This window comes from Metabacillus idriensis, from assembly GCF_009674765.1.
Classification (GTDB): Bacteria; Bacillota; Bacilli; order Bacillales; family Bacillaceae; genus Bacillus_P; species Bacillus_P idriensis.
In genome coordinates this window covers 168,482-190,605 of the sequence record NZ_WKKF01000005.1, presented here as the reverse complement: position 1 = coordinate 190,605, position 22,124 = coordinate 168,482, and the positions used below count along the sequence as shown (strand labels likewise).

Genomic DNA, 22,124 nt, shown 5'->3' with positions numbered 1-22,124 from the left:
TCTCTTCTTAAAGTTACCCAAAAATAAGACAATTACCAATTTAGAGTGGGAGCCTTGACAGTTTCGTTCATATCAGGAGGCTCCCATGCTCCCCGCGGAAAGCAAGTTCCTCTCGCTGCAAGGAACGGACAACATATATCATGAAAAACAACAATCTATGCGAAAACAGCCAATAAAAAAGAGGAGGACCACCATGGTTAAAAATGAGAAAGGTTTTACATTAATAGAGATGCTGATCGTCTTGCTTGTAATTTCTGTCCTGCTTTTGATCACCATTCCGAACATTACGAAGCATCACTCAAATATACAGGCAAAAGGCTGCGAAGGTTTGAAAAATACTTTACAGGCTCAGTCCACTGCCTATCAAATTGAACTAAAATCGATACCCTCAATAGATGACCTTAAGACAGAGAAATATATTGAGGAATCACCTGTATGCCCGAATGGAACCGAGCTGATTATTGATGGCGAAGGCAAGGTTGCTGAGAAGGCAGGAGATTGAATCAGGCTATACATTAGCAGAAACGATTATGGTAATGAGTATTGTATCTGTCCTGATGATGTTAACGATGCTCATCATACAGCCATTTCAAAGTCAAAAAACGGCAGAATTATTTTTTGAAGCGCTTGAAAGGGATGTTCTTTATGCTCAGCAGCATGCAATCTCGAATAAAAAAGGGGTTATGATTCTTTTTGATACAGCCAAAAACCAGTACATCGGTGTAGAGAGCGGGATACCAGCAAAGAGGTTATTCACGGTAAACTATGATTCCGATATTTATATTACCCCCGCAACAATGGATGCCAGGGTTCAATTTAATAGCGAAGGCGGAATAACAGCAAGCGGAACAATGAATGTTGCCTATCGCAAAAACAAGTACAAGATGATCTTTTATATGGGAATGGGGCGAATGAATGTTGAAGGGCTGTAATGGGTTTACTATGGCTGAAATACTTATGGCCTTCAGTATATGGTCGATGATTTCTCTTATGCTGCTTCCGGCATCGGTTTATTTAAAAAAAGAGCGGGAAGAAACTAAGATCAAGCATGAAGCTTTGGTTCTGCTGAAAGATCACATTGAAACCCTGAATTTTGAAAGCTTTGCAAAAGAGAACCGTAATCTTTCCGTTAAAAATCAAAGGTTTGAGATAATATGGAGCAAGGAGGAAGGAATTGATCAAGCTTGCATCAAATGGGAAAGCCATAAAGCTGGGGAAGCAGAATGCCTGTATTCTTTTTGAGAATAAAGGATTTACGTTTCTAAACATGCTGTTCTCTTTAAGCATAGTCGTTATAATTGTTTCTTCTTCGGCCATCCTTATTCCATACTTTTATAGAATATCTGAAAGGGAAAATGATTTGAATCTTCTGGAATGGGAAGTTTTTCTGCAGCAGACCGTTATTGAAATGCGGGAAGGGACGAATTTAATCGTTGAGCCCGAAAGAATTTCATTTACTTCAAAATCAGGAAGAATCATTGAATATGAAAAATACGGATTTCTTATTCGCAGACAAGTTGATGGAACGGGGCATATCATCTGTCTCAGAAATGTTAAAACGATTAAATTTGAGCCGATTGCAGGCGGTGCCGCTCTTACGGTTACCAGCATGACAGATAATGAATACCGCTGCAGTATCAGAAATTTTCATGAACTGAAGGCCATGCAATGAAAAACGAAAGAGGATATATTCTTCCCTCAGTCTCGATACTGGCTCTATTTTTTCTTATGGTTGCCTTTCATCATTCAGCTTTATATATAACAGAAAAAAAGTTCTACGAGGAAAGAAGCCAGTCGGTGTTATTAGAAAATCTTATGCTATTCGGGGTTAAACACTCTTTAAATCAAATTACTGGAGAAGATGCAACAGAACAGCAGCTCATAAAATTAAAAAAAGGAACAATAATTTATACGGTTACTGAAATTGATCCGGAACATATTCTTGTAGAACTTTCATGCGAAACAGAAAATAAGAATTTTACTTCAGCTAAATATAGATACAGCATCACGCAAAAGAAAATTGTCTATTGGACGGTATATTAGAAGTTCGCTTGAAAATCATTTCCCATTTTGAGCATATCTGTGTTAAAGTTATGAAAAAAATGCGGAGTGAATGTTTGTGAAGGCTATTTTTTTAACAGGATTTATGGGAACTGGAAAAACAACCATCGGAAAAGCTTTGGCTGAAAGGCTGAAAGTTCCTGTTTATGATATGGATGAATTCATTGCAGAAATGACCGGAAAAGAAGTGAAGACAATCTTCAAAGAACAGGGAGAAGAATTCTTCCGGGATCTGGAGACAAAATCCATCCGGAAGCTCCCACTTGAAGATGTGGTCATTACAACAGGAGGCGGGCTTCCTGTCCGTACAGAAAACCGAAAGTATATGATGGAGAATGGAATAGTTGTATTTTTGCATACGGATCTGGATGTTATTTTTGAACGCCTAAAAGAGGATGAAAATCGGCCACTTGCACTCCATGCTTCAAAAGAAGATCTTACTGAATTGTATTTGTCCCGAAAAACTGCTTATGAAGATTGCTCATTTATGATAAAAACGACAGGAAAATCAATCAATGAAGTTACTGAAGAAATGATTGAGAGATTAGAAAGACAAGACACTGGCAATACTGAGTAAAAAAGTGTGTATGAGGTGTTTGTTTTGTCTACCAATGATTATGTGAAATATATGACACAGCAATTAGTTCGTTATATGGATACACCAAAGGAAGTACGAAAAGCCAAAAAGTCAATCCGCAAAACGGAGCGGACTCCATTTGCTAGCAGATGGTTCGGAATTTTGCCATTTGCCGTCATGTTTTTTATGAAGAAAAGAAGATAAAAGGGCAGGTGCTGGTTTGAGTGACCCCGTAATGTTAGAATGATCTAAAATTTGGGTGCAATTCAAAACAGCCTTTTTTTAAGTGTAATGTTAAGTAGGCTTTACAATAAGGTTATTCAACTTTACAATATAAGTAGAAATAGCTAGAAGGTGACAACGTGATTTTAAAAAATCGAGTAAAGGAAATGCGTGCAAGGTTTGATTTTACTCAGGAAAACCTTGCAGCACGAGCAGAAGTTACAAGACAGACAATCGCAGCAATCGAAAAAGGGGATTATATACCATCGCTGCTGTTAGCTTTAAAAATCTGCAAAGTATTTTCGCTTAAAATGGAAGAATTATTTTGGATAGAAGAATGAATTTGTGAATGAACTAAAAGATGGAGACCGATATGCAGCCAAAATTTGATGGACTTTATAATTTCCGCGATATTGGCGGACTTGTCACAAAAGATGGGCGGAAAATAAAAACAGGTGTTATCTTCCGCTCAGATGAGCTTTCTAAATTATCTAAGCAAGATCTTCATAAGATGGCACAGCTGAACATTAAAATGGTTTGTGATTTAAGAACATTGCGGGAACAAAAATCAAAGCCAAGTAAAATAACGGATGAACACGGGGTAAAGGTTATAAAAATTTCCTTCCAGGATCAAAGCCAGGAATTTACGCATTTTCAATTCTTTAAGTTTCTTGCAGGGAGATCAGGCGGAATTGATTTTTTAGAGGTTATGGAAAATCTTTACCGTCAAATGGCATTTGACAGCGGGAAACAGATAAGAGAAATAATGGTGCAGCTTTCAAATGAAGACCAGCTTCCTGCTCTTATCCATTGTACTGGCGGTAAAGACAGAACAGGTTTTGTTTCAGCTTTTATTCAGCTTTTGGCAGGAGCATCGATTGATGATGTGACGGATCATTATCTCATATCAAACGAGCTCATTGGGCCGCGCATGAAAAAAATTGAGCGATTAATAAGATATTTTAGTTTGTTCCGTGTGTCTTCTGAACAATTAAAGCCAGTTTTAGAAGTGAGACGGGAATATTTGCTTGAAGTCTATGAGGAAATGTTGAAGAAGTACGGAACGTTTGAAAAGTATGCGGAAGAGGTTTGCGGGATAAATCAGGGTCATATTGAGAAGTTAAAACAGAATCTCCTTGTGTAGCCAGAAAAGGTACCCTTTTGGGTACCTTTTCTGGTATCGTTTCTTATTCCTTTAGTCTGCCTCTTCTAATACTTGAATCTTTTTTACTTTTTCTGTTTTGGCATCGTAAGAGATTGTTACAAAAACGCCAATGTCTTTCATTCCTTCACGTACTGTAACTTTATATTGTTTTACTGTTTGATTCTTTTTAGTATTATCCCAAATCTTTTGTGCAAATAGAACCTGTGACAAAGGATAACGTTTTTTTGTCTCTTTGACAGCAACGTTTTTCCAATCTGTGTGCTGTGCGGCAGAAACATCACTGGAAATTGAAACCAATGAAGGAGTTAATCCGTATATAAAGAGAAGAAGCAATAAAACAATCGATTTTTTCAAACGTATCACCTTCCTTTTTAGTTATTTTTACCAAAAAAGGAGCCGTTATTCAAAAATGGGTTATTATCTGAAGGGGGCAATAAAATGGTATTCGTGATTATTTTCTTTTTTATTATCCTTATTGCTGCAATTGTTAAAGATGGGAATAGAAGTAAAAACAGACACAGAGGCACCGGTTCCTCCGCAATGTTTCCTTTTGCCGGAACAGATTCGGATGATCGCCATCACTCTGACTCTGGCTCCTTTGACTGGGGAGGCGGAGGAGATTCAGGAGGAGGTGACGGCGGTGGAGGAGGCGGGGGAGATTAAGCGGAATCAAGCCGTCCGTTGGCGGCTTGATTCTTTTTTTCGTTTTCACAGAGTAAAGAAGATATCTGTTCAATAGCTCTAGCTTCTTCCATAAAAAAGCCATGTGAGTCGGACTGAAGCTCTTTCATTTCATATACTTGCCTCATTGTTTCTTTTTTTCTTTATATCGTTTAAATTTTATAAAATCCTGAAAGGTGCGAAAGTCATCCTTCGTCAATCCCTGGTCAATAGCCTCAGAAATGAGATCCGTCCATTCTTCGTCCAATTGTTTTTCAGCCTTAAGTTTTGAATCCTGATCCACTGCTAGAAGCTGTTCAAGATCCGTTCCTAATGAAACTGCTACTTTAGTCAAAAACTGCATGGAAGGATTTTTTTGAATATCCCGCTCAATATAGCTTAAATAGGATTTTGAAACTCCTGATAACTCTGCAAGTTCAGAAAGGGAGTATCCTTTCTTTTGCCGTAATGATTTAATCCTTTCCCCAATCATCAATAATGCTCCTTTAATATCAGTGTGTTTTCATTATATAGAACAATTTGTTCTATATAAAGTAATGAAATAGTAAGAAAATAAGAGCAAATAGCAGATTGTGCGCGAAAAATGTTCTTTAAAACGAAAAAATGACGGTTTTTAATGATATATTATTTTTCTTTAACATCTTATAATTTAATAGATCGTTATAATTAATAACTGGTTGAAAGCTGTGCACAAAAATAGAGCAGGCAGCAATAAATTGCAGTTAAATCGTTCTTAATTAAGAAATTTTAACGTTAAATCAACCAAAAAGGGGAGACGCCCTTGAAACGTGCTTTCGTATTTTTGGCTGTTGTTAATGCATTAGATGCGTTGCTTACTGTTATCGGTCTTAAATACGATTTAATAGCTGAAGCTAATCCATTTATGAAGCTGCTCTATGAGATACATCCCCTTTTATTTGCAGGTTTCAAACTATCCTTTTCTATTTTTTTGCTTTTATTTATTTATTTCAGGTGCTTGCCTTCTTCATCAGCAGTAAAATTCATTGCTTATACAGCTTCTATTGCTTATGGAATTGTGTTGGCGATGCATGTCTATTGGATTCACTTCATTTTCATTTAGAGCGGAGGACAGTATAATGTATAAAAAACTTTGCAATCGCTGTTATCAGCCTTCATTCAGCAGCTGTCCGGCAGATCGATGGATTTGTCCAATCTGCACAAATGATCTGACAAAAATAAAAGCTATTCGAGCGGTGCATACAGCTAGTTTTAATCCAGAAAACTATTTAATGAAGAATAGGATAAAATTAACCGGCAATTTTAATAAATACGCATAATAAAAACGCTCTGGCAAAATACCAGAACCCTTTGTTCGTTATTGATTCGAGTCATTTAACGTTTAGCCGCATGGTGAACCAAAATTGAAAAAGCACCAAATGAAATGAGCCTGATTTAAGGCTCTTTTCATTTGGTGCAGGATTTTATTATTTATCTTGGTTCATTTTCCACCGGTTAAATTCAAGAAATTCACGAAATTGATCCTTCGTCACACCAGAATCCATCGCTTCTTTCACGAGGTTTGCCCATTCATTATCAAGATTATCTTTTTTAGTCTCATAAATTGGTTCGTCTAAAATCAGGGTATTCATAGATACTCCCAGTACGGTTGAGACTTTTTCAAGAAATTGAACAGAAGGATTAGACTGCAGATTCCGTTCAATTGAACTCAAATACGATTTAGCAACACCAGCGCGATCGGCAAGCTCTGATAGAGAAAGTCCTCGTTCTTTGCGGTATTTACGGATGCGTTCACCAATCATATGATCACCTTCCCAGAGCCATTATAGCATATAACGAAGGTGGTGTTATATATATAGAACGATTTTTACAAAAAAAAATATGTACAATTCTTGTTTGTCAATTTTTTAGTGTTTGCGTTTTCAAAAATTCTCTAATTTCTTCTTTGCTGATGCCCATTTTCAAAGCTGACAGGATTAACTCTTTCCATTCCTGATCCATCTTTTCTACTTCCTTCATTAATATCTCCATTTTATCTCCTCCTAAAATACGTCTCTGTATTTCAGGCAGTCCAGCCATCATAGTTTTTGTGAACCTTAGATCTGTGACTTTGCGTCCTTGCCTTTCAGCAAGTTTGCCTTTGTCTGATTATGTGCAATCGTCCATTTTGCATAAATCATTTTTTGTTTCTTTAGTCCTTAAGGTGAGTGTATCTTATTTACTACTATTATAAAAAATGATTTTTGCTTTTTGTGCTGAAATGTGTCGATTGTAAAATATTTTTTAATTTTTTTGAAAATATTAGAATTAATTGGGTGAAACTTCCTTTAATGTAGGCATTTTGTTGGGTTTTGTTTTTAAGAAACGACAGAAAATTTTACGGAATAAAACAAACTGCAAAATCTCATTTTCAAAATAGAAAATGAGATTTTGCAGTTTTCGACATTAATAGAACGCATTTTGCGACAAATAAAAAATTCCGCCATTTACAATCGAAACGTTTATTTGCGGATCATATAATTCTTTCAATGCTTCTTTTTCTAATTGGTAGGCTTCCGGTTTTTCATCAAGATCTTCATAAAAATGACTGAGAAGCATCATATCAGCATTCCAGCGCTGTCTGGCATCTTCCGCCCAAGAGTGGTCATCCTGCTCAATAATGGATTGAATATAGTTCTGAATTCGATTTAACCCGCTTTGTTCCTTAATCATTGGGGAGGTCGTAAAACAAAGATCAGGAATGCGGGGAGTAAGCGTCATTTTTTCCAATTGATTTTGGAAGTTTTCAATGATTGCGCCGCTGATCAAATGGAGACCGATTGAATAAAGCTGGTCCTTCTTTTTGTCGCTCTGATAAGATACCATGATATTTACTCCGAGCCATGGATGCAGAGATTGCGAGCTTCCTTTGTTCGGAGGACTTTCATAAAGCCGGATGTGGCTTCCAAGCTTTTTGCTCGTCCGGAAAATTTGATGGAGCCGCGGTGCTCCGAAATGCATGATTTCTCCTTTTAAATCTTCTGGAGCCTGTTTGGCATCTGTAAGAAATGTAAGCTGCATAGGATTTGGAACACCGCCGGTTTTTTCAAGATAAGTCCAGTAAAAAGGCCGATTCATCAGCTCTTTATCCATTTCGATTGTTAACTGCACAGTCATATACTCTGGCTGTTTATCTGTAATCTGACAAGAATTTGCTGTGAAAAAACTTTCTAGGAATTGGCTGATCTCTTGCTGAAGCATATCTTCTGGCCTCCTTGCCTGATTTTATTTTCCATTTGCAGCTTTTTGTTCTGATTGTTCCTGTTCTGCAAAATGAAGGATGGATGTTAAATTTTCCATTTTGATTTTCATTTCGCCCTCGCTTTTTGATTGAAAGAGAATGTCCTGCAAATGATCTTCAAAATTGGAAATATCCAGTTTTGTTAAGATTTCATCAAGCTCACCGATGACTTTTTCGAAGAGATTAATTTTTTCATAAAGCAGTTTTAATATATGCTCTTCGACCGTGTTTTTTGTAGCCATGTTATAGATGTAAACGTCCTTTTCCTGACCGAGGCGATGAATCCGGCCAATTCTTTGTTCAAGCCGCATGGGATTCCAGGGCAGGTCATAATTGATGATGTGATTGCAAAATTGAAGATTTATGCCTTCGCCCCCGGCTTCTGTTGCAATCAGGACTTGCACGCGGTTTTTAAATAAATCTTTCATCCAATCTTTTTTGCCCCGCTTAAATCCTCCCCGGAAAGGCACAGAAGTAATGCCGTGCTGCTGCAAAAACCACTGCAGGTAAAATTGAGTGGCACGGTATTCAGTAAAAATGATCACTTTATCATCAATTCTTTTAATAAGCTCCACTGTTTTTTGTGCTTTAGAGTTTCCGTCCACCTCATCAATGCACTGCATCAATTCCCTGATAATAGGTTCAGGAAGCGGGGAGGCTTCACCTTCTGGCCGCTCGATCATTTTTTTCAGCGTCATATAAACTGCTTCTCTGCTTGAGCAAGCTTCTCTTTGAAGGGTCATGATGGAAAACATGCTTGCAGCAGCCGTTCCAAACGATTTCAGCCTTGAAATGGCTGTGTACAAATTCCGTTCAGTTGGAGAGAGTTCAATTGGAACCGTTTCAACATGGCGTTTAGGCCAGTCAATTCCGGTATCGCCGCGGCGGTTTCTAATCATTACCTTGTTGACAAGCTCCTGCAGATGCTCATGATGTTCGAGTGAGCGATTTTTTGCTGAGAAAACTTCTGAAAAATAAGCTTCGTTTCCAAGATGACCTGGTTTGAGAAGAGAGACAAGGTTGAAAATCTCTTCTACACGGTTTTGGATTGGAGTTGCTGTCAGAAGCAGGCAGTATTTCTTTTTCAGGCTCTGAACAAATTCATAGTTTTTTGTTTTATTATTTTTGAGTTTATGAGCCTCATCTATAATGACTAAATCATATTGCTGGGCAAGGACAATTTCCCTGTGAGGACTTCGTTTTGCTGTATCAATAGAAGAAACAACCACATCACATGCTTCCCATACATAGCTCTTTTTCTGCTCAACAGCTGGAATATAGAATTTTTCATGCAGTTCTCTTGCCCATTGTGAAACAAGGGAGGCCGGCACAAGAATTAAGATTTTATTGGCCAGTCCGCGGATCATATATTCTTTTACAATCAGTCCAGCTTCAATCGTTTTTCCAAGCCCTACCTCATCTGCCAGTATCGCTTTGCCGTTCATATGCTCTACTACTTGTCTTGCAACCTCTAATTGGTGCGGAAGCGGTGTGAAATCGGTCAGATGATTTGGTGCCTGCAAGCCTTCAAATGAAGGAACAATTAAATGTTTTTGCACTTCACAGGCGAGTTTGTAATTTTCCCAGCTTGCCCATGGGCCATCATCTTCAAGTTTCTTAAAAAAAGTATCCTGCCAGGAGGAATCAAAGTTGATTTTTACATTCATTAATGACAGCCCTTTCAAGAAAAGGTAATGTTATATTGAATCGTTCACTTTAAAGTGTGAATTCGTAGTTTATTATGATAAAATACAAATAAAACAGGTTAAACACGAACATTAAACTAAAATATATGTTTAATATTTGTGTAAAAATAGATTGATGAATATTGTTCATAATGGTAGGATGTTAATTAAGTAAGAAAGTTGCTAACATACTTACTTTTCAGTCAGCATGCTTCTTTTGTCAAAAATGTCAAAATGTCAAAGAATGTTATCTCTTAGTATGACCAGTTTTAAAGAAAATATGAGCGAATGAGAACAAGGGGAGAGACTGCCGGCGGCTTCATTGGATGTATGCCGCAAACGCAGCGCCGAAGGAGCAAACATCTGTGAATCTCTCAGGCAAAAGAACTCTTGTTTGACGCAACTCTGGAGAGAGTTTGTGAAAGCAGCAAACCACCAAAGGGGAAAGCTTTGCATATATTGGCAAGGTAAACTTTCAGGTGCAGGGACAGAGACTTCCTTTTTACATAAAGGGAGGTCTCTGTCCTTTTTTATACTTTTTGGGGAGGCGATTTGATTATGGCGGATTTAAAGCGAACACCATTATTTGATGTTTATAAAGAGCACGGAGCAAAGACCATTGATTTTGGAGGATGGGATCTTCCCGTTCAATTTTCTTCTATTAAAGAGGAGCACGAAGCAGTTCGGGGGATGGCAGGATTATTCGATGTTTCGCATATGGGTGAAATTGAAGTGACAGGCACGGACAGTCTCGCTTTTCTACAAAAAACGATGACAAATGATGTCTCCCTGCTGAAAGACGGCGGAGCGCAGTACACGGCTATGTGCTATGAAGATGGCGGAACTGTGGACGATTTATTAATTTATAAAAAATCAGACTCTCATTATTTATTAGTAGTAAATGCTTCCAATATTGAAAAAGATTATGATTGGCTGGGCTCGCACATATTCGGAGATGCACAGCTGCATAATATTTCATCTGATATTGCCCAGCTGGCCATTCAGGGTCCTAAAGCTGAATCAATTCTTCAACAATTAACAGAAACAGATTTAAGTGAAATCAAGTTTTTTAAATTCAAAGATAATGTTGTCATAAATGATGTAAAAGCACTTGTTTCCAGAACGGGTTATACAGGCGAAGACGGCTTTGAAATCTATTGCCCTTCTTCAGAAGCGCCTTCCCTGTGGAATGCGATTTTAGATGCAGGCAAAAATGAAGGAATTCTTCCTTGCGGTTTAGGGGCACGCGATACACTGCGCTTTGAAGCAAATCTTCCTTTGTATGGCCAGGAGCTTACTAAGGACATTACTCCGATTGAGGCAGGGATTGGCTTTGCCGTAAAACCGAATAAAGAGGCAGACTTCATCGGGAAAGATATATTAAAAGAACAAAAAGAGAATGGCACGGCAAGAAAGCTTGTCGGTTTAGAGATGATTGACAAGGGAATTCCAAGGCATGGTTATGAAGTATTTCATGGAGAAGAACAAATCGGCGAGGTAACAACTGGCACACAATCTCCTACATTAAAGAAAAATATTGGCTGGGCTCTGCTGAAAAAGGAATTTGCAGAACCAGGCTCTGAAGTGAGTGTTCAAGTGCGCAAGAAACGCTTAAAAGCAGTTGTAGTTTCAACACCTTTTTATAAACGACCAAAAAAATGAACTAGTTTGAAAGGGGAACACATCCATGAAACATCGTTATTTGCCGATGACAGAACAAGATCAGCAGGAAATGCTTGATGCTGTCGGAGTATCTTCTATAGATGAGCTTTTCTCAGATATTCCCGAGAGTGTGCGTTTTCAGGGGGAATACAAGATCAAACAAGCAAAGTCTGAAACGGAACTTGTAGGTGAGCTGAGTGAGCTTGCTTCTAAAAACAAGGATTTAAGAAGCAATGCTTCTTTCCTTGGTGCAGGTGTATATGATCATTACATGCCAATCATCGTAGATCATGTTATTTCAAGGTCAGAGTTTTATACAGCCTACACTCCGTATCAGCCGGAAATATCACAAGGCGAGCTTCAGGCCATCTTTGAATTTCAAACGATGATCGCTGAGCTTACTGGAATGGATGTTGCAAACTCATCCATGTACGACGGAGGTACTTCTCTGGCTGAAGCTGCCATGCTTGCTGCCGGCCAGACAAAAAAGAAAAAAGTCATCGTTTCAAAAGCTGTTCATCCGGAAAGCAGAGATGTTCTGAAAACATATGCAAAAGGACAGTACATTGAAGTAGTAGAAGTGCCTGTGAAAAATGGTGTAACCGACCTTGAAGCTTTAAAAGCGGAAATGTCAGACGATGTTGCGGCTGTCGTTGTGCAATATCCAAACTTCTTCGGGCAAGTCGAGCCGCTTAAAGACATTGAACCTATTGCTCACACAGGAAAGAGCATGTTTATCGTGTCTTCTAATCCGCTTGCGCTGGGAGCTTTAACACCTCCTGGGAAATTTGGAGCTGATATTGTGGCAGGCGATGCTCAGCCATTCGGTATTCCTACTGCTTTTGGCGGTCCACACTGCGGTTATTTTGCTGTAACTCAGAAATTGCTCCGCAAAGTGCCGGGACGATTGGTGGGACAAACGACAGATGAACAGGGCAGACGCGGGTTTGTGTTAACCCTGCAGGCACGTGAACAGCACATTAGACGTGACAAAGCGACTTCTAATATATGTTCAAATCAGGCTTTAAACGCTTTGGCAGCCTCGGTTGCCATGACTGCATTGGGAAAAAAAGGTGTAAAAGAGATGGCTTTGCAAAATATTCAAAAAGCAAATTACGCTAAAAAAGCATTTGCTGCAAGCGGGATTGACGTTCCATTCGAAGGGGCTGTTTTTAACGAATTTGTCATTAAATTAAACAAACCGATTAAAGAGATAAATGCAAAACTTATTCAAAAGAACATCATTGGCGGTTTCGATTTGGGCACTGTATACCCGGAGCTTGAAAACCACATGCTTGTTGCGGTAACTGAATTGCGCACAAAAGAAGAAATTGACTTATTTGTTAAGGAATTGGGGGATGGACATGAATAAGCAGGATCAGCCATTAATATTTGAACTGACAAAACCAGGACGAACAGGCTACAGTTTGCCTTCATTGGATATCCCTGAAATGGCAGCAGATGAATTGATTCCAAGTGAATATTTGCGTACAGATGAACCTGAACTGCCGGAAGTATCTGAACTTGATATTATGAGACATTATACAGCTCTCTCCAAGAGAAACCATGGAGTTGATTCAGGGTTTTATCCGCTTGGATCCTGTACGATGAAGTACAATCCGAAAATTAATGAAAATGTTGCACGTATGGCAGGATTGGCTCATATTCATCCATTGCAGGATGAAAGTACAGTTCAGGGTGCCCTTGAGCTAATGTATGATTTACAGGAACATCTCATTGAAATTACCGGAATGGATGAAGTTACACTTCAGCCCGCAGCAGGAGCTCATGGTGAATGGACCGGCCTGATGATGATCCGTGCTTATCATGAAGCGAACAATGACCTGAACCGGACAAAAGTGATTGTTCCTGACTCGGCTCACGGAACAAATCCGGCATCAGCAACAGTAGCAGGATTTGAGACAATTACAGTTAAATCAAACGAACAGGGCCTTGTAGATCTTGATGATTTAAAGCGTGTGGTAGGGGACGATACAGCTGCGCTTATGTTGACGAATCCTAATACCCTTGGTCTTTTTGAAGAAAATATATTGGAAATGGCGAAAATTGTTCATGATGCAGGAGGCAAGCTTTATTACGACGGTGCAAATTTAAATGCCGTACTAAGCAAGGCCCGCCCCGGCGATATGGGATTCGATGTCGTTCATTTAAATCTTCATAAAACATTTACCGGTCCTCACGGAGGAGGCGGTCCTGGATCTGGTCCGGTCGGAGTAAAAGCTGATCTGATTCCGTACTTGCCAAAACCTGTTTTAGTAAAAAGAAATGATAAATATACGTTTGACTATGACCGCCCGCAGTCCATCGGCAGAGTGAAGCCATTCTACGGAAACTTCGGCATCAATGTCCGTGCATATACTTATATTCGCACAATGGGACCTGATGGATTAAAAGCGGTGACGGAATATGCAGTACTAAACGCCAACTATATGATGAGAAGACTTTCAGAAGCTTATGATCTGCCGTTTGACAGACATTGCAAGCACGAATTTGTTCTCTCAGGCAAGCGCCAGAAAAAATTAGGGGTCCGTACGCTTGATATTGCAAAAAGGCTGCTTGATTTCGGCTATCATCCTCCAACAATCTACTTTCCGTTAAACGTTGAAGAGTGCATCATGATTGAACCGACTGAGACAGAATCAAAAGAAACTTTAGATTCATTTATTGAGGCAATGCTCCAAATCGCAAAAGAAGCGGAAGAAAACCCTGAAATCGTACAGGAAGCTCCGCATACGACAGTTGTCAGCCGCTTAGATGAAACTACTGCAGCAAGAAAACCGATCTTGCGTTATCAAAAGCAATAAAAGGCGCAAAAAAAAGGATTCGCTCTTTATGCGGATCCTTTTTTCTATATTAGACAAAAAAGGGTCTGCAGAACTGTCTGCAGACTTCTTCTTAAGAGATAAGAAAGTATAAAATTTTGCGCTTTTCTTATTTCTTTGCTTTAATTTTTCCGCCCCAGCCTTTAAAGCCGCCTTTAAGCATGTAAAGATCATTGTAGCCTTTTCTTTTCAGCATTTGAGCTGTGCGTCCGCTTCTGACAGTGTTTTGGCAGTAGATGTAGACAGGCTGATCTTTGCGGATTTCCTTATGTCTTTGTCTCATTTGGGATAAAGGAATGTTTCTTGCTCCAAGAATATGTCCGCCGTCAAATTCATTTGGTTCACGGACATCAATTAACTGAGCTTTTCTGTATCCTGCTCGGAATTCTTCTTCCGTTAATGTTTTCATAATTTTACGCTGATAAAAATAAGAGTAAATCGTGTAGGCTGCTAGTGCGCCTAATAGAATCAATAAAAAAATCCATGTTGTCAAGCTGACCCGACTCCTTTATAAGCAACTTTTCTAAGACAAGTTCAAATGAACTTTAATAATATTGGACAATTACTATTATATAAGAGCAGGATCAAATTGTCATCTATGAATAAGACATAAATATTTTCAACCATGCCTTCTTTTTGATAGACTAGGTAAGGCACAGAAAATGAAATACATACTTATCATGGAAAATGGGGTATGAAGATGGCAAAAGAAACTTGGAGATTTATTGATTCAGGGAATTGTTCCCCGTCCTATAATATGGCATTAGATGAAGCGCTGCTTGAGTGGAACAGTCAGGGGATCATCCCGCCGGTCATTCGTTTTTACGGCTGGAACCCGGCCACTCTTTCAGTTGGATATTTTCAGAAAGCCGAAAAAGAAATTGATCTTGATGCCGTTAAAGAGTACGGGCTGGGCTTTGTGCGCAGGCCGACAGGAGGCAGGGGAGTTCTTCATGACAAAGAGCTGACCTACAGCGTCATCGTGTCAGAAGAGCATCCTGAAATGCCAAAGACTGTAACAGAAGCATATAGAGTCATATCTGAAGGTATTCTTCAGGGTTTCAGGGAACTGGGACTTGATGCATATTTCGCCGTTCCGAGAACGGAGGAAGAGAAACAGGGGCTTAAGAATCCGCGGTCTGCCGTATGTTTTGACGCACCATCCTGGTATGAACTTGTTGTAGAAGGACGCAAGGTAGCAGGGAGCGCTCAAACGCGCCAAAAAGGAGTCATTCTTCAGCACGGCTCCATTTTGCTCGATATAGATGAAGAAATGCTTTTTAACCTGTTTAAGTATCCAAGTGAGCGGGTAAAAGAACGAATGCAGAAAAATTTTAAAAATAAGGCAGTTGCTGTCAATGCTTTGCGTGAAATTCCTGTTACTCTGTATGAGGCAAAGCATGCATTTAAAAAGGGCTTTGAGATGGGTCTGAATATTTCGCTTGAGCCTTATACACTGACAGATGAAGAACATGCATATGTAGAGAAGATTGCAATGGAAAAATATGATACAGATGAGTGGAACTATAAACGATAAGCGACTTGAACTTAGTCGCTTTTGTTTATTTTTTTGTGATGCTTTTCAAATTATTTCAAACCATTCCTTATTTTTCTAACTTCGAGATCTCTTCGGATTTTGCAAGCGACAAAATTCATCAAAAAAAGTGATTATGGAGTTCCTATCTTCTTTTTTCTCATTATTTCTGCTTCATTTGTGCAGTTATTAATTTGACAAAATAAAATAGGTTTGCCTGTTTATCCATATATAGTATTGTTGAACAAAAATAGAATACTATATATTGATAAAAAGGTCGCTGTGTGATAAATTAAATCAAGTAAAGATAGATAGGGGAGTTGTTTGAATGACCGTAGCACTAAATGAAAATTTAAAACTTGATGTGGACAAGCTGAACCACGATATTACATTGTTTCCCCAAGTTCACCCAATAACTGATGACATGAAATTGACACACAAAGGGGTATCGCGTTTAGTCATGCTTGACCGATACACGTTTAAAGACACTGAAAAGCTGACATTATCAAAAGGGGATTTTGTCGTTCTGACGATTAAAGAGGATCCAAAATTCCCTGCAAGAGGGCTTGGCTATATTTTAGAGATTGACTGGCAGACTAAAATGGCAAGTGTACAGGTTGAAGAAGAGTACCGCCATTCACTTGAAAAGCCTGAAGAGGTTGAAACGGGAGTTATCCATCGTTCTTTGGATGTCATTGAAAAACCGCTTGAAGTATTTTACGAGCAAATTGCAAAACGAAATGCAACAGGGCTTGCATCTGTTGAAAAAACAGAAGAGAAGCGGAATGAATGGTTCCAGAAGTTCTATCAGGAATTAGTCGGATTGAACTTTGTGCCGGCGGGACGTGTTTTATACGGAGCTGGAGCAGGCACAGACGTGACTTACTTCAACTGTTACGTGATGCCATTTGTGCAGGATTCACGCGAAGGCATTTCAGAGCACCGCAAGCAGGTAATGGAAATCATGAGCAGAGGCGGCGGCGTTGGAACAAACGGTTCAACACTGCGCCCAAGAAATACACTCGCACGCGGTGTGAACGGCAAATCGTCCGGTTCTGTCTCATGGCTGGATGATATAGCGAAACTGACGCATTTAGTTGAGCAAGGGGGTTCGCGCAGGGGCGCTCAAATGATCATGCTTGCCGACTGGCATCCTGACATTATCGAATTTATCATTTCAAAAATGCAAAACCCTCGTATTTTACGCTATTTAATAGAAAATACGAATGACGAAACAATCAAGAAATACGCACAGGAAAAATTAAAGTTCAAGCCTCTGACTGAGGATGAAAAAGCTATGTACCAAAGCATTGTGAACTACAAGCAAATTCCAGGCTTCGGCGGATTTAACGAAAAAATCATTAAAGATGCAGAATTAAAGCTTGTGACTGGAGGAACATACAGCGTTCATAACTCTGAATTCCTTACAGGCGCCAACATTTCCGTTACGTTAACGAAGGATTTCATGGATGCTGTTGAAAAAGATGAAGATTACGAGCTTCGCTTCCCTGATGTGGAAAGCTATAATACAGACCAAATGAAAGCCTATAACGAAGACTGGCACAATCATGGCGATGTCCGCGAGTGGGAGAAGCTGGGATACAAAGTCCGCACATACCGCACAATCAAAGCGAAAGAACTTTGGAACTTAATCAATATTTGTGCGACATATTCAGCAGAGCCCGGCATTTTCTTTATCGACAATGCAAACGACATGACGAATGCTAAAGCGTATGGACAAAAGGTAGTAGCAACAAATCCATGTGGAGAACAGCCTCTCGCACCTTATTCTGTCTGCAACCTTGCAGCAGTCAATCTTGCTGAAATGGCAGACAAAGAAAGCAAAACAGTCAATTTTGAAAAGCTGAAAACAACGGTTGAAGTCGGTGTCCGCATGCAGGATAACGTCATCGATGCAACACCTTATTTCTTAGAAGATAATAAGAAGCAGGCTTTAGGCGAACGCCGTGTCGGCCTTGGCGTTATGGGCTTGCATGATCTGCTGATCTATTGTGAAACAGAATACGGTTCAGAAGAAGGCAATCAATTGATTGATCAAGTCTTTGAAACGATCGCTACAACTGCTTATAAAGCTTCTGTTGAGCTTGCAAAAGAAAAAGGAAGCTTTCCGTTCCTCACTGGTGAAACAGAAGAAGATACAAATCGTTTGCGTGATGCATTCACAAAAACAGGCTTTATGAGCAAAATGCCTGCTGATCTTTTAGATGATATTAAAGAATACGGCATTCGAAACTCCCATTTATTGACTGTTGCACCTACGGGCAGCACAGGGACAATGGTTGGAGTATCCACTGGACTAGAGCCTTACTTCTCGTTCTCTTACTACAGAAGCGGAAGATTAGGAAAGTTCATCGAAGTTAAAGCGGATATCGTTCAGGAATATCTGGATCAGCATCCGGAAGCAGATCCTGATAATTTGCCAAAATGGTTTATTTCAGCAATGGAATTGAGTGCAGAAGCTCATGCAGATGCACAGTGTGTAATTCAGCGCTGGATTGACAGTTCAATCAGCAAAACTGTAAATGCACCAAGAGGATATACGGTCGATCAAGTACAAAAAGTTTACGAACGTTTATATAAAGGCGGCGCAAAAGGCGGAACGGTTTACGTTGACGGCAGCCGTGACACGCAGGTTCTGACTTTAAAAGCGGAAGAAAACACATTCGCTGAGAGTGAAGAAGCACCAGCTAAAGAAAAAGGAAAAGTTGTGCTGGTTGATACAATACAGGCATTAAGATCAACAAATGTAACGATTGGCAACGAGGTAGGAAATACATGTCCCGTCTGCCGGGAAGGTACGGTTGAAGACATCGGCGGCTGCAACACTTGTACTAGCTGCGGAGCACAATTGAAGTGTGGTTTATAAGATAAAGAGCTGGATTGCCAGCTCTTTTCTTTTCGCAATTAGAACGAAGCCTTCCTTGTCATCACCCTTAAACTAGTGTACACTTGTAATGATTTCCTATGTTTTGAACGTTTTTTGGAGGGGACCTCATGCCAACACCGAGTATGGAAGATTATATTGAACAAATTTATTTATTAATAGAAGAAAAGGGATATGCCCGCGTTTCTGATATTGCGGAAGCACTTTCCGTTCATCCCTCCTCAGTAACAAAAATGGTCCAAAAACTAGATAAAGATGAATATCTCATATATGAAAAATACCGTGGACTTATCTTAACGCCAAAAGGCAAAAAAATTGGAAAGCGTCTTGTTTACCGTCATGAGCTTTTAGAGCAGTTCATGAGGCTGATCGGCGTGGATGAAGAAAAAATTTACAATGATGTTGAAGGCATCGAGCATCATCTTAGCTGGAATGCCATTGACCGCATCGGCGATCTTGTGCAATTCTTCGAAGGGGATGAAGCGCGCGTTGAAACGCTGCGTGCTATACAAAAACAGAATGAACAGGACAGCGAGTCCTAAGAAGACGGAAGCAAATGCTTCCGTCTTTTTTGCGTTTAATTGTTTTTATACTGAAAAATGGCCTCAGAATCCATTTTGAATATTAACAAAAGGCTCTTTTCGTAAACATTGTTGCTTTTAGACTAAATGCTGTAAACCTTAGTGGATTGTGGTGGAACCACTTGACTCCTGCGGGAAAATAGAGGGAAATGGGAGACCCCGCAGGCAAAAAGCCGAGGAGGCTCCCAGCCGGACCGCGGAAAGCAACGGACTACATTTATCATCAAAACAACAATCTATGCGAAAATAGCCTAACAAAAAATGCTCAATGAAAGAGCGCTGTCCTAAACGTGCAGAAAAGGTCTATTTTCCGCCTCCCCAACTTACAATGTAAGAATGGGAGAAGAGGGGAGGAACTTCTGTGTATATTGATGGCGTCTTCTCTGGCGGTGGAATTAAAGGCTTTGCACTAATTGGATCTTATCAGGCAATTGAGCAAAGGGGCCTGCAATTTGTAAGGGTAGCAGGAACCAGCGCCGGATCCATTATTGCTGCCTTTATTGCTGCGGGATACCGAAGTGATGAAATTATAACAATGATGGATGATATGGAGCTTGGAAAGTTTTTAGAACGAAATCCTACCATCCTTCCATTTAAATTTATGAAATGGCTGAATATCTATTGGCGGCTGGGTCTTTATAAGGGCGGCAAGCTTGAAGAATGGATAGCAGGCAAGCTGAAGGAGAGAGGGGTATCGACCTTTGGTGATTTAAGACCAGGCTCCCTTAAAATCGTTGCTTCTGATCTGACTAATGGAAGAATTATTGTGCTTCCGGATGACTTGCCAAGGTACGGGCTTGTTCCAGAACGTTTTTCTGTTGCGAGAGCTGTACTTATGAGCTGCAGTCTTCCCTATTTTTTTGAACCTGTCAAACTGACTTCTGCTGAAGGAACCAATATTGTCGTGGATGGGGGAGTTTTAAGCAATTTTCCAATTTGGCTGTTTAAAGAAAAGAAATCGATTCAGGCACGGCCGGTTCTTGGCATTAAACTAAGTCCAAGAGATGAAGAGAGGCCGAGAAACAATATCCGAAATGCAATAGAAATGTATGGCGCTCTTTTTGAAACGATGAAAGACGCGCATGATGCCAGGCATATTTCGAGCAGGCATGAAAAAAATATCATTTTTCTGCCCGTCGAAAGTATTTTAACGACTGAATTTGACTTAACAGAACAAAAAAAACTAGCTCTAATTGAGCTAGGAAGAAGCCGTACTGAACTTTTCTTAAAAAAATGGACGTATTAACAGCAGGCTAGAAAAATGCCCTGCTTTTCTTTTTGCCTTTTTTTCCTTCAATCACTGTTAAATGAGAGGCTTGTTTCTTTTTAAGAGCAGATGTTTTGCTGCTCTTTTTTTGCGTTGAAACGCTTTTCAAATGGGAGCTGCTCTGATTGCGGTCGCTGAAACGTCTTTTAGAATGTTTAGCAGCTTTAGAGTATGAGGAAGAGTCTTTTCCCATTCTTTGTTTTGTAAAGTAACGGACAACAAAATAGATGATGGCTAGAACAATAACGAAGATCAGCATTTCTCTGAAGAGGAATCCGGGTCTGGTTATAAGTGTAACCAGGAACCCGATGCCGCCAAGAGCTAACACAATCATCACAAATGGATTCACACGATTTTTCATGAGTCCACCTCCCAAGATGAAAATGAATTAATGAAGTTCAGCTTATACAATTTGTTCCGTTTTTATACCTTCTTCAGTTTCCTTTTCCATCCGCAGCAATTCATTAAAGCTTGCGATGGCAACTTCGACCTGATCGTTGTCAGGTTCTTTCGTCGTCAGCAGCTGAAGACTTAAGCCGGGATAACCGAGCCATTTTAAAACAGGAACATCCCTGAGTTTATTTGTAAACTGAAGGACTTCAAATGAAATGCCAATCACGACAGGTATTAATGCCAGCCTGTTAAGGACACGCACATAAAGCGGTTCTGTCGGAACAAGCATGTAAACAAATACCCCTACAATAACAGTGAATAACAAGAAACTGCTTCCGCACCGGTAATGCAAACGAGTTTGTTTCTGAACATTTTCTATCGTAAGCGGCATTTCATTTTCATAGCAATTTATGACTTTATGCTCTGCACCGTGATATTGAAAAACACGCTTGATCAGCGGAGTAAATGATATCGCATAAATATAGACTAAGAGCAGAATTAATTTGAATAGCCCTTCGATTAATATTTGTGCAAGGTCAGAAGAGAAAATGGGCCTTGTCAGCTCAGCCAGAAACAGTGGCACTAAAGTGAAAATGAATTTCCCGAAGAGAAAGGAAAGAACACCGATTGCTGCAACTCCAAGAATCATCGTCATCTTTGATTCTTTTTTAGGCTGCTTGAGTATTTCATCTTCCTCAGGATCGAGATCATACCTGTCTGTTGAAAAATTCAGGTGCTTCGTTCCATTTGCGCTTGCTTCTATTATAGCTGCGATGCCGCGAATGAATGGAATCTTTTTAAGGCTTGTCATCATGCTGCTTGATTTTCGCGGTAACCGGAAATAGTCGATTTGTTTGTTTTTGCGTCTGATGGCTGTTACATAATGATGCTTTCCGCCGAACATGACGCCTTCTACCACTGCTTGCCCGCCATATGCAGGCTTATTCTGCTTTGACATTTTTCACCAACCTACCTATCTATTCTCTTTTTGGACTGTTTTTAAACAAAGCTGCAGAGAATGTTATGTTTATATTCTACATAAAAACAGGATAAACCTCTAGGCAGTTGAATTTAATTCTTTTTAGATTGTGATCAATTTTTCTATTTTAAGACAAGGCTGCTGTATTCGCAAAGGATATTGTTTTCGATTATTAATGTTGACCGTTCCTTTCCGCTCCAGGAACTTGCTTTCCGCGGGGAGCATGGAAGCCTCCTCGGCTTTGCCTGTGGGGTCTCCCATTTTGCTCTATTTTCCGCAGGAGTCAAGTTCCTTCCGCTACAATCCACTT

General features: G+C 39.7%; 28 protein-coding genes and 2 riboswitches. Of the genes, 18 read left to right on the top strand and 10 right to left on the bottom strand.

Going from position 1 to position 22,124, the window contains the following annotated elements; genetic code table 11:
* Positions 1 to 193 precede the first annotated feature (193 nt).
* From comGC to GJU41_RS17015, 9 genes are all read left to right on the top strand, one after another.
* Entirely contained in the window at positions 194 to 502 is a 309-nt protein-coding gene (gene comGC, locus GJU41_RS17050; RefSeq protein ID WP_070876622.1) for a competence type IV pilus major pilin ComGC, read from the top strand.
* Complete coding sequence (comGD, locus tag GJU41_RS17045) at positions 465 to 932, top strand: competence type IV pilus minor pilin ComGD (RefSeq protein ID WP_139149106.1); 468 nt, start codon at positions 465 to 467, stop codon at positions 930 to 932. The genes comGC and comGD overlap by 38 nt, the downstream gene beginning before the upstream one ends.
* Complete coding sequence (gene comGE, locus GJU41_RS24690; RefSeq protein WP_070876624.1) at positions 916 to 1,242, top strand: competence type IV pilus minor pilin ComGE; 327 nt, start codon at positions 916 to 918, stop codon at positions 1,240 to 1,242. Before comGD ends, comGE begins: the two co-directional genes overlap by 17 nt.
* Positions 1,175 to 1,672, top strand: a complete 498-nt coding sequence (gene comGF, locus GJU41_RS17040) for a competence type IV pilus minor pilin ComGF (RefSeq protein WP_070876625.1) — start codon at positions 1,175 to 1,177, stop codon at positions 1,670 to 1,672. Before comGE ends, comGF begins: the two co-directional genes overlap by 68 nt.
* Positions 1,669 to 2,043 (top strand): competence type IV pilus minor pilin ComGG, encoded by a 375-nt coding sequence (comGG, locus tag GJU41_RS17035; protein WP_070876626.1) that lies wholly within the window; start codon positions 1,669 to 1,671, stop codon positions 2,041 to 2,043. Before comGF ends, comGG begins: the two co-directional genes overlap by 4 nt.
* A 76-nt stretch (positions 2,044 to 2,119) precedes the next feature.
* Entirely contained in the window at positions 2,120 to 2,638 is a 519-nt protein-coding gene (locus GJU41_RS17030; protein ID WP_070876627.1) for a shikimate kinase, read from the top strand.
* Between the two features lie 24 nt (positions 2,639 to 2,662).
* On the top strand, positions 2,663 to 2,842 hold the full coding sequence (locus tag GJU41_RS17025) for a YqzE family protein (RefSeq protein ID WP_070876628.1): 180 nt from the start codon (positions 2,663 to 2,665) through the stop codon (positions 2,840 to 2,842).
* A gap of 161 nt (positions 2,843 to 3,003) precedes the next feature.
* Positions 3,004 to 3,201: a helix-turn-helix transcriptional regulator gene (locus tag GJU41_RS17020; RefSeq protein ID WP_224771137.1), complete on the top strand. Its 198-nt coding sequence runs from the start codon at positions 3,004 to 3,006 to the stop codon at positions 3,199 to 3,201.
* A gap of 32 nt (positions 3,202 to 3,233) precedes the next feature.
* Positions 3,234 to 4,004: a tyrosine-protein phosphatase gene (locus tag GJU41_RS17015; RefSeq protein WP_224771113.1), complete on the top strand. Its 771-nt coding sequence runs from the start codon at positions 3,234 to 3,236 to the stop codon at positions 4,002 to 4,004.
* 51 nt (positions 4,005 to 4,055) lie between these two features.
* Here GJU41_RS17015 and GJU41_RS17010 read toward each other — a convergent pair whose 3' ends face one another.
* Positions 4,056 to 4,379 (bottom strand): DUF3889 domain-containing protein, encoded by a 324-nt coding sequence (locus GJU41_RS17010; RefSeq protein WP_083328195.1) that lies wholly within the window; start codon positions 4,377 to 4,379, stop codon positions 4,056 to 4,058.
* A gap of 84 nt (positions 4,380 to 4,463) precedes the next feature.
* Here GJU41_RS17010 and GJU41_RS17005 point away from each other — a divergent pair, with 84 nt between their 5' ends.
* Positions 4,464 to 4,688, top strand: coding sequence for a hypothetical protein (locus GJU41_RS17005; RefSeq protein ID WP_070876630.1), 225 nt, complete (start codon positions 4,464 to 4,466; stop codon positions 4,686 to 4,688).
* On the opposite strand, the gene GJU41_RS25270 is transcribed toward GJU41_RS17005, so the two are convergent.
* Positions 4,685 to 4,816 (bottom strand): hypothetical protein, encoded by a 132-nt coding sequence (locus GJU41_RS25270; protein ID WP_263596931.1) that lies wholly within the window; start codon positions 4,814 to 4,816, stop codon positions 4,685 to 4,687. The two genes, GJU41_RS17005 and GJU41_RS25270, sit on opposite strands and share 4 nt — an antisense overlap.
* Positions 4,817 to 4,830: 14 nt before the next feature.
* Positions 4,831 to 5,178 carry a helix-turn-helix domain-containing protein gene (locus GJU41_RS17000; RefSeq protein ID WP_070876631.1) on the bottom strand — a complete coding sequence of 116 codons (348 nt, stop codon included), beginning with the start codon at positions 5,176 to 5,178 and terminating at the stop codon, positions 4,831 to 4,833.
* 309 nt (positions 5,179 to 5,487) lie between these two features.
* On the opposite strand from GJU41_RS17000, the gene GJU41_RS16995 reads away from it, so the two are divergent.
* On the top strand, positions 5,488 to 5,787 hold the full coding sequence (locus tag GJU41_RS16995) for a DUF5658 family protein (RefSeq protein ID WP_070876632.1): 300 nt from the start codon (positions 5,488 to 5,490) through the stop codon (positions 5,785 to 5,787).
* Positions 5,788 to 6,151: 364 nt separating this feature from the next.
* Here the strand turns inward: GJU41_RS16995 and GJU41_RS16990 are convergent, their stop codons facing one another.
* The 4 genes from GJU41_RS16990 to GJU41_RS16975 all read right to left on the bottom strand — a co-directional run bounded on the left by GJU41_RS16990 (position 6,152) and on the right by GJU41_RS16975 (position 9,632).
* Positions 6,152 to 6,487: a helix-turn-helix domain-containing protein gene (locus tag GJU41_RS16990; RefSeq protein ID WP_070876633.1), complete on the bottom strand. Its 336-nt coding sequence runs from the start codon at positions 6,485 to 6,487 to the stop codon at positions 6,152 to 6,154.
* Between the two features lie 97 nt (positions 6,488 to 6,584).
* Positions 6,585 to 6,716 carry an anti-repressor SinI family protein gene (locus GJU41_RS16985; RefSeq protein ID WP_083328201.1) on the bottom strand — a complete coding sequence of 44 codons (132 nt, stop codon included), beginning with the start codon at positions 6,714 to 6,716 and terminating at the stop codon, positions 6,585 to 6,587.
* A gap of 31 nt (positions 6,717 to 6,747) precedes the next feature.
* Positions 6,748 to 6,834: riboswitch (cyclic di-GMP riboswitch) on the bottom strand.
* A gap of 296 nt (positions 6,835 to 7,130) precedes the next feature.
* The gene (locus GJU41_RS16980) at positions 7,131 to 7,925 is read right to left on the bottom strand and encodes a YqhG family protein (protein ID WP_070876634.1); all 795 of its coding nucleotides are present in this window, start codon (positions 7,923 to 7,925) and stop codon (positions 7,131 to 7,133) included.
* A 24-nt stretch (positions 7,926 to 7,949) separates the two neighbouring features.
* The gene (locus GJU41_RS16975) at positions 7,950 to 9,632 is read right to left on the bottom strand and encodes a DEAD/DEAH box helicase (RefSeq protein ID WP_070876635.1); all 1,683 of its coding nucleotides are present in this window, start codon (positions 9,630 to 9,632) and stop codon (positions 7,950 to 7,952) included.
* A gap of 306 nt (positions 9,633 to 9,938) precedes the next feature.
* Positions 9,939 to 10,050: riboswitch (glycine riboswitch) on the top strand.
* A 158-nt stretch (positions 10,051 to 10,208) separates the two neighbouring features.
* On the opposite strand from GJU41_RS16975, the gene gcvT reads away from it, so the two are divergent.
* From gcvT to gcvPB, 3 genes are read left to right on the top strand one after another with little or no spacing between them, the layout of a single operon-like run.
* Positions 10,209 to 11,312, top strand: coding sequence for a glycine cleavage system aminomethyltransferase GcvT (gene gcvT / locus GJU41_RS16970; RefSeq protein ID WP_070876636.1), 1,104 nt, complete (start codon positions 10,209 to 10,211; stop codon positions 11,310 to 11,312).
* A 25-nt stretch (positions 11,313 to 11,337) separates the two neighbouring features.
* Entirely contained in the window at positions 11,338 to 12,684 is a 1,347-nt protein-coding gene (gcvPA, locus tag GJU41_RS16965) for an aminomethyl-transferring glycine dehydrogenase subunit GcvPA (RefSeq protein WP_070876637.1), read from the top strand.
* A complete protein-coding gene (gene gcvPB, locus GJU41_RS16960) occupies positions 12,677 to 14,137 on the top strand; it encodes an aminomethyl-transferring glycine dehydrogenase subunit GcvPB (protein WP_070876638.1) in 1,461 nt (486 codons plus the stop codon). Before gcvPA ends, gcvPB begins: the two co-directional genes overlap by 8 nt.
* A gap of 127 nt (positions 14,138 to 14,264) precedes the next feature.
* On the opposite strand, the gene GJU41_RS16955 is transcribed toward gcvPB, so the two are convergent.
* Positions 14,265 to 14,636, bottom strand: a complete 372-nt coding sequence (locus GJU41_RS16955) for a rhodanese-like domain-containing protein (RefSeq protein WP_224771138.1) — start codon at positions 14,634 to 14,636, stop codon at positions 14,265 to 14,267.
* Positions 14,637 to 14,855: 219 nt separating this feature from the next.
* On the opposite strand from GJU41_RS16955, the gene GJU41_RS16950 reads away from it, so the two are divergent.
* The 4 genes from GJU41_RS16950 (at position 14,856) to GJU41_RS16935 (ending at position 20,421) form a co-directional block, all read left to right on the top strand.
* Positions 14,856 to 15,692: a lipoate--protein ligase family protein gene (locus GJU41_RS16950; protein WP_070876640.1), complete on the top strand. Its 837-nt coding sequence runs from the start codon at positions 14,856 to 14,858 to the stop codon at positions 15,690 to 15,692.
* Positions 15,693 to 16,017: 325 nt separating this feature from the next.
* Positions 16,018 to 18,576 carry a vitamin B12-dependent ribonucleotide reductase gene (locus tag GJU41_RS16945; RefSeq protein ID WP_070876641.1) on the top strand — a complete coding sequence of 853 codons (2,559 nt, stop codon included), beginning with the start codon at positions 16,018 to 16,020 and terminating at the stop codon, positions 18,574 to 18,576.
* A 128-nt stretch (positions 18,577 to 18,704) separates the two neighbouring features.
* Positions 18,705 to 19,136: a transcriptional regulator MntR gene (gene mntR, locus GJU41_RS16940; protein WP_070876642.1), complete on the top strand. Its 432-nt coding sequence runs from the start codon at positions 18,705 to 18,707 to the stop codon at positions 19,134 to 19,136.
* Between the two features lie 400 nt (positions 19,137 to 19,536).
* Positions 19,537 to 20,421, top strand: a complete 885-nt coding sequence (locus GJU41_RS16935) for a patatin-like phospholipase family protein (RefSeq protein ID WP_070876643.1) — start codon at positions 19,537 to 19,539, stop codon at positions 20,419 to 20,421.
* Positions 20,422 to 20,428: 7 nt separating this feature from the next.
* On the opposite strand, the gene GJU41_RS16930 is transcribed toward GJU41_RS16935, so the two are convergent.
* Together GJU41_RS16930 and GJU41_RS16925 are read right to left on the bottom strand one after the other, a co-directional pair.
* On the bottom strand, positions 20,429 to 20,803 hold the full coding sequence (locus GJU41_RS16930; RefSeq protein ID WP_070876644.1) for an SA1362 family protein: 375 nt from the start codon (positions 20,801 to 20,803) through the stop codon (positions 20,429 to 20,431).
* Positions 20,804 to 20,845: 42 nt separating this feature from the next.
* A complete protein-coding gene (locus GJU41_RS16925) occupies positions 20,846 to 21,793 on the bottom strand; it encodes a DUF1385 domain-containing protein (protein WP_070876645.1) in 948 nt (315 codons plus the stop codon).
* Between the last annotated feature and the right edge of the window lie 331 nt (positions 21,794 to 22,124).